Source organism: Iodidimonas sp. SYSU 1G8 (assembly GCF_039655775.1).
Classification (GTDB): domain Bacteria; phylum Pseudomonadota; class Alphaproteobacteria; order SMXS01; family SMXS01; genus RI-34.
Window position 1 is genome coordinate 1,697,501 of sequence record NZ_JBBYXJ010000001.1, and the last position, 14,108, is coordinate 1,711,608.

At 63.5% G+C, this 14,108-nt stretch carries 17 protein-coding genes (1 of these 17 cut by a window edge); 9 read left to right on the forward strand and 8 right to left on the reverse strand.

Features of this window, described 5'->3' with window-relative positions:
* Positions 1 to 859 carry the final stretch of an EAL domain-containing protein gene (locus WJU17_RS08040; RefSeq protein WP_346326806.1) on the forward strand. The gene continues 1,232 nt to the left of window position 1, outside the view, so only the last 859 of its 2,091 coding nucleotides appear in the window; the start codon falls outside the window, past its left edge; it ends in the stop codon at positions 857 to 859.
* Between the two features lie 84 nt (positions 860 to 943).
* On the opposite strand, the gene WJU17_RS08045 is transcribed toward WJU17_RS08040, so the two are convergent.
* The 4 genes from WJU17_RS08045 to WJU17_RS08060 form a co-directional block, all read right to left on the reverse strand.
* Entirely contained in the window at positions 944 to 1,645 is a 702-nt protein-coding gene (locus tag WJU17_RS08045) for an outer membrane beta-barrel protein (protein WP_346326807.1), read from the reverse strand.
* A gap of 217 nt (positions 1,646 to 1,862) precedes the next feature.
* Entirely contained in the window at positions 1,863 to 2,456 is a 594-nt protein-coding gene (locus WJU17_RS08050) for a hypothetical protein (protein ID WP_346326808.1), read from the reverse strand.
* An 80-nt stretch (positions 2,457 to 2,536) separates the two neighbouring features.
* On the reverse strand, positions 2,537 to 3,007 hold the full coding sequence (locus WJU17_RS08055) for a nuclear transport factor 2 family protein (RefSeq protein WP_346326809.1): 471 nt from the start codon (positions 3,005 to 3,007) through the stop codon (positions 2,537 to 2,539).
* Between the two features lie 55 nt (positions 3,008 to 3,062).
* Positions 3,063 to 3,689 carry a VOC family protein gene (locus WJU17_RS08060; RefSeq protein ID WP_346326810.1) on the reverse strand — a complete coding sequence of 209 codons (627 nt, stop codon included), beginning with the start codon at positions 3,687 to 3,689 and terminating at the stop codon, positions 3,063 to 3,065.
* Positions 3,690 to 4,176: 487 nt separating this feature from the next.
* On the opposite strand from WJU17_RS08060, the gene WJU17_RS08065 reads away from it, so the two are divergent.
* From WJU17_RS08065 to WJU17_RS08075, 3 genes are all read left to right on the forward strand, one after another.
* Positions 4,177 to 4,638 (forward strand): VOC family protein, encoded by a 462-nt coding sequence (locus WJU17_RS08065; protein WP_346326811.1) that lies wholly within the window; start codon positions 4,177 to 4,179, stop codon positions 4,636 to 4,638.
* A 126-nt stretch (positions 4,639 to 4,764) separates the two neighbouring features.
* Positions 4,765 to 4,947 (forward strand): hypothetical protein, encoded by a 183-nt coding sequence (locus WJU17_RS08070; protein WP_346326812.1) that lies wholly within the window; start codon positions 4,765 to 4,767, stop codon positions 4,945 to 4,947.
* Between the two features lie 53 nt (positions 4,948 to 5,000).
* Positions 5,001 to 5,570: a putative 2OG-Fe(II) oxygenase gene (locus tag WJU17_RS08075; RefSeq protein ID WP_346326813.1), complete on the forward strand. Its 570-nt coding sequence runs from the start codon at positions 5,001 to 5,003 to the stop codon at positions 5,568 to 5,570.
* A gap of 3 nt (positions 5,571 to 5,573) precedes the next feature.
* On the opposite strand, the gene WJU17_RS08080 is transcribed toward WJU17_RS08075, so the two are convergent.
* Positions 5,574 to 6,863, reverse strand: a complete 1,290-nt coding sequence (locus tag WJU17_RS08080) for a phospholipase D-like domain-containing protein (protein WP_346326814.1) — start codon at positions 6,861 to 6,863, stop codon at positions 5,574 to 5,576.
* A 233-nt stretch (positions 6,864 to 7,096) separates the two neighbouring features.
* On the opposite strand from WJU17_RS08080, the gene WJU17_RS08085 reads away from it, so the two are divergent.
* Together WJU17_RS08085 and WJU17_RS08090 are read left to right on the forward strand one after the other, a co-directional pair.
* The gene (locus tag WJU17_RS08085; protein ID WP_346326815.1) at positions 7,097 to 7,372 is read left to right on the forward strand and encodes a hypothetical protein; all 276 of its coding nucleotides are present in this window, start codon (positions 7,097 to 7,099) and stop codon (positions 7,370 to 7,372) included.
* A gap of 97 nt (positions 7,373 to 7,469) precedes the next feature.
* On the forward strand, positions 7,470 to 8,198 hold the full coding sequence (locus tag WJU17_RS08090; protein WP_346327415.1) for a pseudouridine synthase: 729 nt from the start codon (positions 7,470 to 7,472) through the stop codon (positions 8,196 to 8,198).
* Here WJU17_RS08090 and WJU17_RS08095 read toward each other — a convergent pair.
* Entirely contained in the window at positions 8,195 to 9,430 is a 1,236-nt protein-coding gene (locus WJU17_RS08095) for a serine hydrolase domain-containing protein (RefSeq protein WP_346326816.1), read from the reverse strand. The genes WJU17_RS08090 and WJU17_RS08095 overlap by 4 nt on opposite strands.
* A 197-nt stretch (positions 9,431 to 9,627) precedes the next feature.
* Complete coding sequence (locus tag WJU17_RS08100) at positions 9,628 to 9,867, reverse strand: hypothetical protein (protein ID WP_346326817.1); 240 nt, start codon at positions 9,865 to 9,867, stop codon at positions 9,628 to 9,630.
* Between the two features lie 148 nt (positions 9,868 to 10,015).
* Between WJU17_RS08100 and WJU17_RS08105 the strand changes: the two genes are divergently transcribed.
* The 3 genes from WJU17_RS08105 to WJU17_RS08115 all read left to right on the forward strand — a co-directional run bounded on the left by WJU17_RS08105 (position 10,016) and on the right by WJU17_RS08115 (position 13,053).
* Entirely contained in the window at positions 10,016 to 10,258 is a 243-nt protein-coding gene (locus tag WJU17_RS08105) for a DUF2188 domain-containing protein (protein WP_346326818.1), read from the forward strand.
* Between the two features lie 83 nt (positions 10,259 to 10,341).
* On the forward strand, positions 10,342 to 11,628 hold the full coding sequence (locus WJU17_RS08110) for an MFS transporter (RefSeq protein WP_346326819.1): 1,287 nt from the start codon (positions 10,342 to 10,344) through the stop codon (positions 11,626 to 11,628).
* Positions 11,629 to 11,685: 57 nt separating this feature from the next.
* On the forward strand, positions 11,686 to 13,053 hold the full coding sequence (locus tag WJU17_RS08115) for an amino acid permease (RefSeq protein ID WP_346326820.1): 1,368 nt from the start codon (positions 11,686 to 11,688) through the stop codon (positions 13,051 to 13,053).
* Here the strand turns inward: WJU17_RS08115 and WJU17_RS08120 are convergent.
* A complete protein-coding gene (locus WJU17_RS08120) occupies positions 13,036 to 14,085 on the reverse strand; it encodes a nucleotidyltransferase family protein (RefSeq protein WP_346326821.1) in 1,050 nt (349 codons plus the stop codon). The genes WJU17_RS08115 and WJU17_RS08120 overlap by 18 nt on opposite strands.
* Positions 14,086 to 14,108: the final 23 nt, after the last annotated feature.

Genomic DNA, 14,108 nt, shown 5'->3' on the forward strand with positions numbered 1-14,108 from the left:
GCAGGGCAAGCAGCACTTCCAGTTCTTCACCGCCCAGATGAACGCCGAGATCGAGGAACGTCTGACCCTGATCGGCGGCTTGAGCCAGGCGCTGGACCGGGAAGAGTTCGTCCTGCATTTCCAGCCCAAGATGGATCTGCGCACCGGACTGCTTGCCGGCGCGGAGGCCCTGCTCAGATGGCGGCACCCCGAACTGGGCCTGGTTCCCTCCGCCAAGTTCATTCCCATCATGGAAGAAAGCGGCCTGATCGGCCCGGTGAGCGAATGGGTGATCGAAGCGGCCTGCCGGCAGCACCGGCTGTGGCGCGATCATGGTCTGGACATCAAGGTCGCGGTCAATCTGTCCGTCCGCCAGCTGCGCCAGCCGGATCTCGCCAAGATCGTCGGTGCCTTGCTGGCCAAGACCGGGATCGATGCCAGCGGCCTCGAGCTGGAGATCACCGAGAACATGCTCATCAAGGATACGGATCATGCCGTCCGCACCCTGCGTGAGCTGAACGAGATGGGCATCACGCTGGCGCTCGACGATTTTGGCACCGGCTATTCGTCCTTGTCCTATCTCAAGCGATTTCCGCTGCAGACGATCAAGATCGACCGTTCCTTCATCGTCAACATCGCCATCGACGTCGACGACCGGGAGATCATCCGGACAATCATCGCCATGGGCCATTCCCTGCGCCGGCGCGTGCTCGCCGAAGGGGTGGAGACGCCGCAACAGGTAGAAATCCTGCGCGAGATGGGCTGTGACGAAATCCAGGGGTACGTTTTCAGCCCGCCGGTCACAGCGGATGAGGTCGCGCGGCTGGCGCAGCCGGGACGGGTCGCCGAACCGATCCGTTTTGGCGACGTGGCCGAGTAACCGTCCCGCTATCCGGGCGCATGAAAAAGGGCCGGCTTGCGCCGGCCCCTCGGATGATTCTGGAACCCGTCCTATCGGATGGTTCTAGAAGTAGTAGGACACACCGACCGAGGCCTGATGCGCCGTCGGCTTGATCACGAAGCTGTTGAGGGGATTCACCGTCACTTCGTAATCGCTGTAATTGGCGTAGGTGTAGTCCAGACGGGCAGTCCAGCCGCCGCCGAGCGCCGCTTCAATGCCGCCGCCGATGCGCCACGAATCGCGGGTGATCCCGTCATCGAAGACTTCGGTGGGATTACCCCCGACCGGCGTATTGATGAAGCGGGTGTTGAAGCGCGTCTGACCCCAGCCACCCGAGCCATAGATCATGGTGGTGGGCGATACCAGGAAGCCGACGCGGCCCATGATGCTCCAGCTGGCGCGGGTGCCGGTTTCGATGGAACTGTCGCTGGTATTGTCGGACACCGAGGTATCACCGCTGGCGTCGCTGTAACGGCCGGTACCCTCGATACCCAGAATGAAGGCGTCCCCCATCGGGATATTGAAACCCGCGACGACGCCGCCGGCGATGCCATCGCTGCCCAGGCCGCTGATGCGCCCGCCATTCTCCTCGTCGAAGTCCGGCAGGTTCGAGCTGTTCTGATTGCTCAGAAAGTCGTACCCGACCATGCCGCCCACATAGAACCCGTCGAACGGGTTGCGATCCGCCGACTGGGCGAACGCACCGGTTGCCGTGGCGGCAACCAGACCTGTGGCGATACATGCCGTGCGCAGAATTTTAGTCATGAGATGCTTCTCCTTGCGATCAACTCAACGGCGCGAACATCCGTGAGCGTCGAGAGTTCCAAGGACGGAAGCGTATTGACTCGCCAAGTGTGGCAAGAAGGCAACAGAAGATTGCCGCATCGCCGTCGGAACGCGGCGAACCCCGAGGCCGGTATCACCGCGTGAACCGTCGTGCCGTGGTCAGCGCGACACGCCGACCACGATGACGATCCGACACTTAGCGGGGCGGCAGACCGCGTTTGGCCCGTTCGGCGTTCATGCGCTCGCGATCCCCGCTCAGTCGCTCGCCAAGCTCTTCCTCGCTGATCGTGCCGGCCATGTGCTGGTTCGCCTTGCCGCCATTATACATGATCATCTTCTCGGGTGTGACGGCCAGGATGGTGCGCAACGGCGAGTCGAGCAGGTTGTAGAAGAACTCCTCGCCTTCCTTGCTGGTCGGATTCAGCTTCTTCGACAGCGCCCGGTAGAACCATTCCTTGGTCTCGCGATCATCGAAGAATTCGCCGCGCCCCTTGAAGGTGATGGCCCCGCTCGGCAGACCTTCAGGCGCGCCCTTGGGATAGCCGGCGCTGCTGACGTTGACCGAGACCCTGTTGTCGCGGCGAATCGCCGCTGCCCGGTGACGATGTTCGGCGAAGGTCAGCCAGATCTTGCCGTCGTGCCAGACGAAGGCATGGGTGACGCCGACGGGCCAGCCATCCTTGGTCGCCCACATCAGGACACATTCGTTGGAATTGTTGGCAAGCTGATCGACCTCGGCTTCCGTGAACGGATAGATCGAGACGATTTCGTGATCGTGAGTCTGCGCCATGATGTCCTCCCCGCGCTGTTACAGTCCGCACTGTCACGGATCACGCGCCAAAAAACAATCATCAACGATGAATTCGTAGCTCAACTCAATTGATCGGCATAACCGGCCAGGAAGGCGGGATCGGCAAAGGTGGTCCGCACCCTGACCGACTGGAATCGCCACCCGTCCGCCGTGCGCACGAACGTGTCGGTGTAGATGTTGGAGAGCCAGACCGGAGCCGGCTGGGAATCGGAGACAAACGCGAACAAACCGCTGAACATGCCGCGCGCCCGGTCGCCATCCAGTTCGATCAGCGGATTGAGCATATAGTGCATGGCGCATCGCCACTGGGTGGTGAGCGTCTCCATCATGGCCTCGATCTCGGCCGGCCCCCGGGCCTCGCCCATGCCCACGTCGAAACTGGCATCGGCCGCGAAGAGGGCCGCGAAGGCTTTCAGGTCACCCGGCACGCCGTCGATGATGTTCGCATCGTAGGCATAGCGATGCTTCAGCGCCTTGATATCCTCGATATCGCGAAGCTGCCGGACAATATCGTCAGTGTTTCCGGACATGTGATCCTCTCCCGTACTGATCCACGGGAAAGGATGACACTTTCCGACCAGATTGTCAGGCTGGCTGGAGCACCCGCTCGCGGCCGGGCGCCTTGGTCACCTCCCAGGTGTCCATGCCCTCGCCCGGTCCGCCCGGACCGTAGAACGCCTTCAGTTCCTCGTCGATGAAACGGATCGGGCGCGTGCCGTCATACCGGTCGGTATGATACTTCACCATGGTGAACATCCGGCGATGCCGCTCCACCGTGCTCATCAACTGGATGATCGGCCACGGATTGTTCGGCTTCTTGATATAGCAATCGAGCTCGTTGAAGCGCTGCAGCACCTCGAAGTCCTCGCCGAGACGCTTTAGGCGGTCCAGTTCCTCGTCGATGTTGTCGACCCAGACCGCCACATGCTGCAATCCGCCTGCGGGATTGTCCTTGAGGAAATCCTTGTAGACCGAGGGCGTGTCGTTGTGGTGACAGATCAACTCGAACTGGTGCTCGCCCGAATAGGTGAAGGCGGCCGTGATGTTGAAGGTGTACTCCTGGCCCCGATACATGCAGCCGCCACCGACCACGTCGAAGCGGTCGCGAATGAAGAACGGCCCGATTCCGATATCGATGAAATAAGGCAGCGCGGCGCGCACATCCGGCACCACATATCCCTGCTGGACGATCGGCCCAAGAATCACACTCATCGCTCTCTCCCCGCTGAGGCATTGTCCTGCGTCTCAGAATGGGTCAGCCGGCGGCGGCGGCCAAGCGAAAATTCACGCGTGCATTTATTCGCGGATGCACAAAAAGAAATGCCGGGCTCTTGCGAGCCCGGCAAATCAGGGAAGACTTCATGTCTTGGGGAGACGATGAAATGGGAGAGCCCTGGAAACGGGGAGGAAAACAGGGCCACTCCATCGAAAGCCTCAATATGAGGAGGCCTCCGCGCCACCACGCTGAACCGTTGTTTCGTGGTGACAAGACAAACCTTATTTGTGCGACGCAACATACTCCAGACACATTCTGACAATCCCGTTATGCGATAATGCGATATCGAAACGATCTTGGCTTGCCGGGAATGACGCTGCCCAAGCCGCTGACGGATCGGAGCCGGGACGGGAGCCATCGACATGACTGGTGCCGCCCGGCCCTGCCCCGTATCCTGACGGGCGACTTCTGGGGAGATAGATCATGATTCGCGGCATTCACCACACCTCCATATCCACGGGCAATCTGGAGCGGCTCCTCGGCTTCTACCGGGACCTGGTCGGAATCGACGTGCTGTTCGTGGCGGATTTCAGCGGAGAGGAGATCGAGAACGTGACGGCGCTGCCGGGCGCGAAGGGGAAAGTGGCCATGCTGCGCGCCGCCAACGCCCATATCGAACTGTTCGAGTACGCCGCGCCCACGCCCAGGGCGGGCGACGGTGAAAGGCCGGTGTGCGACCATGGCTTGACCCATCTGTGCTTCGACGTCGTAGACCTGCCCGCCGAATATGCGCGGCTGTCGGCCGCCGGCGTGCCGTTTCACTGCCCGCCGCAGTTGCTGGGGCGTGGCACGGTGCTGACCACCTATGCCCGCGATCCCGATGGAAACGTGGTCGAGTTCCAGGAAATCCTCAATCCGAAGAGCCGGATGGCCATGACGTTCTGACTCCCGGAAATCACTCTCGCCGGGTCGTGATTCGGTTATTCATGGCGTTGCCGGCGTTTTACGACGATAAGAGCCGGGACGCAGCCGGCCGCCGGCCTCCGCTGCACAAACAGCAAGGACCCCGCCATGTTCACGAAATTCGAGATCATCGACCTGATCGCCGATGCCATCCAGTCGGCGCGCACGCCCGGCGCCAAGGCCGTCGCCGGGGAGAAGCTCTGGAGCGGCGGTCCCGATGCCCGCACCCTGGCGATCGTCCTGCTCGACAAGATGGAAGACCGCGGCGTGCTTCAGGTCAGCCACGGCTGATCCTTGGCAAGAGCAATGCTAGACTGAGGCAGGGCCAGACTCGCCGGGTTGCGATGCACGACAATGACGCCGACCTCAACGCCTTGACGCTCATGCCCCGCGGCGGCATCGTCGCCGGGCATGAGCGGCTGAATGCGGCGCTGCGTGCCCTGCTCATCGACATGTCGGAACGGACTCCGGGCCGCGAGACCAACAGAGCATCGGGACGATCCTACTTCAGCGACAAGTGGCTGTCGGACGGAAATCTCTTCCTGTTGCCCGACCCGACCGTTCGGCAGTTGATCAGCGTGATCGAAACTCTGGCCAATCGCCTGGCGTGGGGCGATGCACCCGCCGCACGCGCTCTTGGGATCAGCAGCATGTGGGCGATCATCTCCCGGAGAGGCATGGAAGGCCGACTGCACAGCCACGCAGGCAAGGTCTCGGGCGCCTACTACGTGGATGCGGGCGAATGTTCGAATACGAGCGGTGCTTTTAGAATCCATGATGCCAACGGTCTGCCGGTCCGGCATATCGTGCCGCGGGACGGATTGCTAATGCTATTCCCCAGTGGCCTGTTGCACAGCGTGGCGCGCTACGACAGCGATACGCCGCGGATGGTGATTTCCTTCAACCTGAACTGACGGTCAGAGCTGGGAGGAAACCAGCGACGCGGCCTTGTCCATCAGCCGCTCCGACCATGGCCGTCGCCGCCATTCATCGAGCGACATCTGCCTGCAGCGCTTCAGGTCGCCTTCGAACACGCCGGTCATGCGGCGGGCAAACTCCTCGTCGTAGACGTTGAGGTTGGCCTCGTCGTTCAGTCGGAACGAGCGATTGTCGAAATTGGTCGATCCGACGGACACCAGGTGGCCATCAACGATCAGCATCTTGCAGTGAAACATTGTCGGCTCGAAAACATGGATTTCCACCCCTGCCTCCAGCAACTCGCCCCAGTCGGCACGGGATGCCCTGCGGACGGTCTTTTCGTCGATGTGCTTGCCTGGCAGGATCACCCGGACCGTCACGCCGCGCTGGACCGCCTCGATCAATGATTGCCGCGTCAGCGAATCAGGCACGAAATAGGCGGCCGCGAGATCGATGCTGGTCTCCGCCGCGGCGATGGACATCAGATACATGAGTTGCATGCTGTCGCCGCCGCCGCGGGGCGAAGACATGAACATCTGTCCGCTGACCTCTCCGGCCACGTGTTCCGCGGGGAAATACTCTTCGCCCTGCAGCACCCGGCCCGACGTCGTGATCCAGTTGTCCATGAAAGCCGCCTGGATATGGGCGACGACCGGCCCCTCGATCCGGAAATGCATATCCCTCCAGTGAGCGGGATCCTGCGCGCTGCCGCGCCATTGATCGGCGACACCGACACCGCCGGTAAAGCCAATCCTCCCGTCGATCACCAGCAACTTCCTATGGGTGCGGCTGTTGAACCGGCTGAGCGTGTACCACTTGAGCGGATGGTAGAATTCCACTTCGGCACCGGCTTCGCGCAGCATGTCGACGGTCTTGTCGCTGACCTTCTGACTGCCGACCCAGTCGAGCATGATATGAACCTTGACCCCGGCCCGGGCGCGCTCGACCAGCGCATCCCGAAACTCGCGTCCAACGTCCCCGCTCCAGTAGATGAACGTCTCGAAGGTGATGGTGCGCCGCGCGCCGCGGATAGCGCTCAGCATGGCGGGAAATATCTCGTCGCCGTTCTGAAAGTCCTCGACCTTCATGCCGCCGAGGACGGGCGGCCCGAGCAGGGTGCCCATTTCACGCATGAACTGAGGGTCACGTACCTTGCAAAGATGTCGCAGAGGTTCCTTGATGCATTTTTCCGGTCCGGTGACGTTGAGAACCAGAATGGTGAGCACGAATGTGATCAGCGCCCCCGCCCCGGCAGCGTACGCAGGATAGTCCTTCAGCCATTCGAGCATGGTTTCCCCAAGCAGTTCGACCGCCCGGCGCGGTACCCGACTAACGAGTCACCGGGTCAAAAGTGCGCCGCGCCGCGAAATTTCGTCGCTGCGGGGAACACAGCCCATGTGGAGAAAAGTCCACGCGAAATCTTTTTCCGGCTACGCGGAACCAAACGGACGCAAAAGCATTTCTCGCCAGTGACTTGGACAGGCGACCGTGCCTTCCGGCACGCCCAGTAAGGATACATCCCATGACGGATTCCACGGCCCGCAGTGCTCTTGCCCCCATTCTCACGCCGGATAACGACAATGTGCCCGTCAAGGCCGTACGGGATGGCGCGGAAGGCATTCTGGCATTCCCGCAGCGTGCCGCACGCCGCGCACCCGTCATGCGCCGGTACGTCGATCGCGAGATGACCCTGCAGGAGATGTTGGCCGATCCGATCGTGCGCGCGGTCATGGCCCGCGACGGCGTGACCGAAGCGGCGATTCACGCGGCGCTCGAGCGCGCGCTGCCTGTTTCCTGAAACAGGCCGGCAAACTTCTCTTGCCCCCGCCGCCCACCGCCCGCGATAAGGCTCGCCAGGTAGGCGAAGGGCGGACATGGCAAAGCACCCCACCACTATGCGTCTCGACAGGCTGCTCTCCAATCTGGGGTATGGCAGCCGCAAGGAAATCGCCACCGCCATCCGCAATGGCTGGCTGGAGGTCGACGGCAACCGCGTGACCGATCCCGGCTATACGGCTGATCTGTCGCGCTTCGGCGCTATTCTGTTCGATGGCGAGCCGATTGATCCGCCCCCGCCATTGACGGTCATGCTTCACAAACCAGTCGGCTATACATGTTCCCACAATGATGTCGGGGCGCTGATCTATGACCTGTTGCCGGACCGGTGGCGTATCCGCAAGCCGGCCCTGTCGAGCATCGGGCGGCTGGACAAGGAAAGCAGCGGCCAGCTGCTGATGACGGATGACGGGGATCTGCTTCACCGGATTACCCATCCCAGGCGTCATGCCGACAAGCACTATCGGGTAACGCTGCGGGACGAGCTGCGTGGTGACGAGTCGGCGCTGTTCGCGGCGGGCGACTTCATGATGACCGGCGACGCCAAGCCGCTGAAGCCGGCGGCCTGGACGCCGGACGGCCCCACGTCCGGCCTGATGGTGCTGGGCGAAGGCCGCTACCACCAGATCAGGCGGATGTTCGAGACCCTGGGCAATCTGGTCATCGGCCTGCACCGCTTCCGGACCGGCGGCCTGGAACTGGGCGATCTGCCGCAGGGAGAGTGGCGGCAGTTGAACGACGCCGATCTCGAGTCTCTGTTTTCCGCCAGCGCCGACGGAGGACTTTAGACGTAGGACTCCGTCATGGCCGAATAGACCAGGGTCCGCAGATCGCGGCGAAGGCCGATATGGTGGGGGGACTGCATCACCTGGGTCATGAACACGACCGTCATATCCTCCTTCGGATCGATCCAGAAGGCGGTAGAGGCCGCGCCGCCCCAGAAGAATTCGCCGACGGTGCCGGGCAACCGGGTCTTGGCCACATCGATGGTGACGCCGCAGCCGAGCGAGAAGCCGACGCCGGCATAGCCGGCTTCGTTAAACAGCCCAGGCGCCAGTCCCATTTCGGTCATCTCTCTGTTGCCCGGAAGGTGATTGAGGCTGAACAGCGCGACCGTCTTGGGGCTGAGGATGCGGACACCGTCCAGTTCGCCCTTGTTCAGCAGCATGCGGCAGAATCGCAGGTAGTCGGCCGCCGTGGAGACGAGACCACCACCGCCCGATTCGAGCGCCGGCGGCGCGGCGTAGGTGCTGGACCGCGCATCGTCCTGCAAGGCGATGGATCCGCCTGGCTTGCCTTCATAGCAGGAGGTGAACCGCTCGATCTTGTCCTCGGGGCAATGGAAGCCGGTGTCCGGCATGCCGAGCGGCTCGAACAGCCGCGTGCGCAGGAATTCGCCGAAGGAGACGCCGGACAGCTTCTGGACAAGATAACCCATGACGTCGATGGATACCGAGTAGTTCCAGTTGTCACCCGGCGAGTGTTCGAGCGGCAGCCTCGCGAGTTCCTCGATCATGGCCTCCAGCCCGCCCTCCTGCCGGGCCTCGCCGACGCGCCGCTTGCGGTAGGCGGCGTCCACATTGGTGCGCGCGAGAAAGCCGTAGGTGAGGCCGGCCGTGTGGGTGAACAGGTCGATGACCTTCATGCCCCGCCTTACCGGCGAGGTGATGAAGGCACCGGGCACGCCACCAACAAATACAGACAGGTTTTTCCACTCCGGAATGTGGATGGAGACCTCGTCGTCCAGTCCGATACGCCCTTCTTCCACCAGCATCATGAGCGCCACGGCCGTGATCGGTTTGGTCATGGAATAGATGCGGAAGATGGCGTCCTCGCGCATGGGCGTGGCCCGCTCGATATCCATCAGGCCGGTCATGCCGTTATAGACGAGTTCGCCGCGGCGCCAGACCTGAGTCAGTGTCCCCGGCAACTGGCCCTTGGACACGTACTTGTCCTCCAACAGCTGCCCGACCCGCTCCAGCCGTTCGGCCGAAAATCCCGCCCGCTTCGCCTTGCCCATGATGCATCCTTCCGTTGTCGCGGACACTCTAGCGTCACCGCCGATCAGTCTGGAACGCAAAAGACTCGATGGATTGTTCATCAGCGTGACGAACCGTCATGGACAACAAGACGGTGCATGGACGCTGGGCCGACCTTGCCGGTCGGTCCGGCATGGAGTGAGATTAAGGCAAACCCGCCAACGCCGCCTTGGGCGCTTTACGACGAATAACCGGCTTCCGGGGGCATGTCCGGTGGCGAACCAAACAAATCGCCGGCGCCCCTCGCCTGATTGTCATGACACTCGGTCAGGTGCTGGCGCAGCGCCTCTTCGGTGATGCCGCACACATCCGCGAGGGACCGCAAGAGATGCTGGCTCGGACTCAGGTTCGCCTCCACGAACGCCGCAAGAATCTCTTTCATGTCGGTCGGGGAAAGCAAGGAAGTCACGTAGGCCATCGGGCGCCCTTCAAAGGTTGGTCACCAGTGTAGGCGACCGACCGGCAAAAGGATATACGCTCGCCGCGCCGCGACGCGGAACTGCGTGGCGACGCGGAACTGCGTGGCCAGCGGTCCGTTCACCCCTGACACACAGATGGAGACGGCGATGACCGAGGTTCTGTACGAGATCGTGGAGCATGATGGCGGCTGGGCCTACAAGGTGGGCGATGTGATCTCCGAAACCTTCGAAACGCACGACGAGGCGCTGGCCGCCGCCAAAAGCGCGGCCGCGCGCCAGGAACTGCCCGGCGATACCACCGACATCGAATATGAAGACGAACGGGGCCGCTGGCACGAAGAGACCGCGCCGGGGGATGACCGGCCGCACACGGACGTGGTCGACCGGTAAGCCGGTCTCCCTCAAGCCAATTTTCTTCACCCCTGCCGGACGGCATGCCATGGTGCGCTTCCGCTGCACTGGGGGAGACGCGCATGGGGGATCGTATTTGCCGGAAAGTGGCGTTGCAGCTGCTTCCGCTGCTGGTGTTCTGCTATTTCCTGTCGTTTCTCGACCGCGTGAACATCAGCTTCGCCGCGCTCACCATGAACGCCGACCTGGGCTTTTCCGCCACCGTATATGGCTGGGGCGCCGGAATCTTTTTCATCGGCTACATTCTGTTCGAGGTGCCGAGCAACATCCTGATGAAACGTTTCGGCGCGCGGATCTGGATCGCGCGGATCATGGTGACCTGGGGCCTGATATCGGCCTGCATGTCGCTCGTCACCACCCCGACCAGCTTCTACATCCTGCGCTTCCTGCTGGGTTTCGCCGAGGCCGGGTTCTTTCCCGGCATCGTCTTCTACCTATCGCAATGGTTTCCCGCCGCCTGGCGCGCGCGAATCATGGGCGGCTTCCTGCTGGCCCTGCCGCTGTCCACCATGCTGGGCGCGCCTGTATCCACCTGGCTGCTGGGCATGGACCATTTTGGCCTGGCTGGCTGGCAGTGGCTGTTCATCCTGGAAGGACTGCCCACGGTCCTCGTCGGCGTCGCTGTCTTCTTCATTCTGCCGAACCGGCCCGATGACGCCCGCTGGCTGACCCCTGACGAGAAAGACTGGCTCAACCGTACGCTGGCCGCCGAGCAGGCCGAAGGCTCGCAAACCCACGGATCGGTGCGGGCCGTGCTGGCGAGCGGCAAGGTGTGGATGCTCAGCCTGATCTATCTGGGGATAGTGGTCGGTCTCTACGCCTTCACCTTCTGGGTGCCGCAGATCACGCGCAGCCTGGGCACGCTCAGCCTCTTCGAGGTCGGGCTGATCGCCGTGATCCCCAACATGCTGGCCGCGTCCGTCCTGCTGCTGTGGGGCCAGAAGTCGGATCGCTCGGGCGAGCGGATAGGACATCTGGCCTATCCGGCGCTGGTCGGCGGCCTTCTGTTCGCCGCCAGCGGCTGGACGGCCGACCGGCCGCTGCTCAGCTACCTGCTGTTCTGCGCCGGCTTCCTCGCCAGCTTCGCCGCGTTCCCGGTGTTCTGGACCCTGCCCATGGCGCTGCTGAGTGGCACGGCGGCGGCGGCCGGTATCGCTCTGATCAATTCGGTCGGCAACATCGGCGGGTTCCTGGGTCCCATCATCATCGGCGAAGTCAAGGACATGACCGGCAGCTATGGCATGGGCATCGCCGTGGTCGGCGCCTTCGTCTTCATGTCGGGCCTTTTGACGCTGGCTCTCGCCCGGAAAGCGCCCGAAGTCGTCGAGGCCACGCGTCGAAGCGGCTAGGCCCGCGCGGCCTCAGCGACTACCCTGAACCACCGAATCCAAGAGAACGGAGCGCCCATGACGCCGCCGACCACTGGACAACCCACCCTGCTGCGCACCATCGGGCCGCTCCAGCTGACCCTTTACGGGCTCGGCAGCATGCTCGGCGCCGGCATCTACGGCTTGATCGGCAAGGCGGCGGGGCAGTTGGGCAGCGCCATATGGGTGGCGTTCCTCGTCAGTATGATCGCCGCGCTGTTGACCGGTCTCTCCTATGCATCCATCGCGTCGCGATATCCGCGCGCGGGCGGCGCCGCCTATGTCACGCAGCGCGCGTACCGGAAGCCGCTGCTGAGCTATCTGGTCGGCCTCGCGGTGGTCTGTTCGGGCCTGACCTCCATCGCGACCCAGTCGAACGTGGTCGCCGAGAACCTCAAGCACCTCTTCGGCTGGGCAAGCCTGCCGACGAGTCTGCTGGCGCTTGGTTTCCTGCTGGTGATCGCCGGCATTCTGGTGCGCGGCATCCGCGAATCGCTCTGGTTCAACCTGATCTGTACCGGCGTCGAGGCGGCGGGACTGCTGCTTGTCATTGCTGTCGGCGTCGATCATTGGGGCAGCGTCAGCCTGCTGGAGCTCCCGTTCCCGGGCATGGGCAATGGCGCGCTCGCGTTGCTGATCATGCAGGGCGCGGTGCTGACCTTCTTCTCGTTCATCGGCTTCGAGGACATGCTGAACGTGTCCGAGGAGGTGAAGAACCCGCAGCGCAACATGCCCCTTGCGCTGATCTCGGCCATGGTGCTGGCCACGGTGATCTACATGGCGGTGGCCGTCACGGCCGTCTCGGTCGTCCCGTGGCAGGACCTTGCCCAGGCCGCCGGACCGCTGACCCTCGTGATCGAACGCGCGGCGCCCTGGTTTCCGGCCGTCGGCTTTACGGTGATCACCATCTTCGCCGTCGCCAACACGGCGCTGATCAACTACCTGATGGCCTCGCGGCTGCTCTATGGCATGTCCTATCAGGGATTGATGCCGAAGGCGCTGGGCGCGGTTCATCGTACGCGTCGCACGCCGCACATGGCCATTGCCGTGCTGTTCGTGATCGTCGCCGCGCTGGCGCTGATCGGCAACATCCAGGAACTGGCGTCCGCCACCGTACTGCTGCTGCTGAGCGTGTTCGTCGTCGTCAACATGGCTCTGGTCGTCCTGAAATTGCGGAAGGGCGAGGCGCGCGGCAAGTTCGAGGTCCCGCTGGCGGTTCCGATCGCGGGGGCGCTCATCTGCCTGGCGCTGATCGTGGTGCGCGTGCAGCAAGGCGACATTCTCGCGACACTGATTTCCGGCGGACTGCTCGGCCTGATCGTGGTCCTGTATTACGCAACGGGCGCAGGGCGCAGCGACAGGCTGCAGGCATTCCTCGAAGAAGAGCGATCAGATCCGGCCGCGTGACAGGCGCCGCTTCAGCGAAGCCCAGCCCTTGATCGCCGCATGCCGGGCCAGCAGGCCCGGCGGCATCTTCAGCCAGTGGGACCGGAGCAACAGCAGCCCGCGCGCCAGTGCCGCGCCCGTCGCCGCACGGTCCGGGTGGCTGGGGACCAGCGCCGCCGGTACGACCAGATCCATGACCCGCCGCGCCAGCGGGCCGGGCCTGTGCGACAGGGTGTTCAGAAAGCCGTCCGACACGGACGTGCCGAACAACCGCTGGGCAAAATCGATCGCATGGAATACAGGGCGGCCGGCGCCGTGCAGCTCCGCGCGCCGGGCAAGCGCTGGCCAGAACTCCGCATCCTGCTGCGCGAACTCGCTCACCAGCTCGTGAATGTCGAGCAACTCGCGCAGCCGTTCGGCCAGATCGCCGTCCTGGAACAGGTGGACGGCGGCATGCACGACCATATCGACCGGCAACGGCACAAGCGCGGCATAGCCGTGGACATCGACAGGCAGCGCATCCCGCAGCATCGCCCCGGCATCCGGACGAATCCGTCCGGTAAGGGGCAGGATGGTGTGGTGGACGTCCATGATGGTGGCGCGGTACTGGTGCTGGAGGGGCGGCAGCTCGTGCATCCATTCCCGGTAATAGCGCTGGTCGTACTCATCCAGATCCAGCCCCAGCCAGCCAGCCTCGCCCAGCGCCCGCTCGACCGCGGCGAGGCGGTCACGCGGCACGAGGATGTCCACGTCGGACGAGACCCGGCCACGGGCGACGTGCAGACCACGCAACGCATAGGCCGCGCCCTTGAGGAACAGGACCGGCGCGCCGACATGATGCAGCGCATGCATGACGAAGAACGCCTCGGCGCGCAGATGATCGTCCTGATAGGCGCACAGCCGCGTGACCGAGGCGAACTGCCGGGCGACCGCCGGCGGCAACCGCTCGCCGATCCCGGCATCCGCCGCGTACCGGGCCAGCTTGCCCAGCAGCGCCCGGCGGCGCGCTCGCTGCAGGACGCCGGTCCATTCCCGAGGCGTCAGCGCCGCCATCCGCGTGGGAGTCCGCAGGGTCT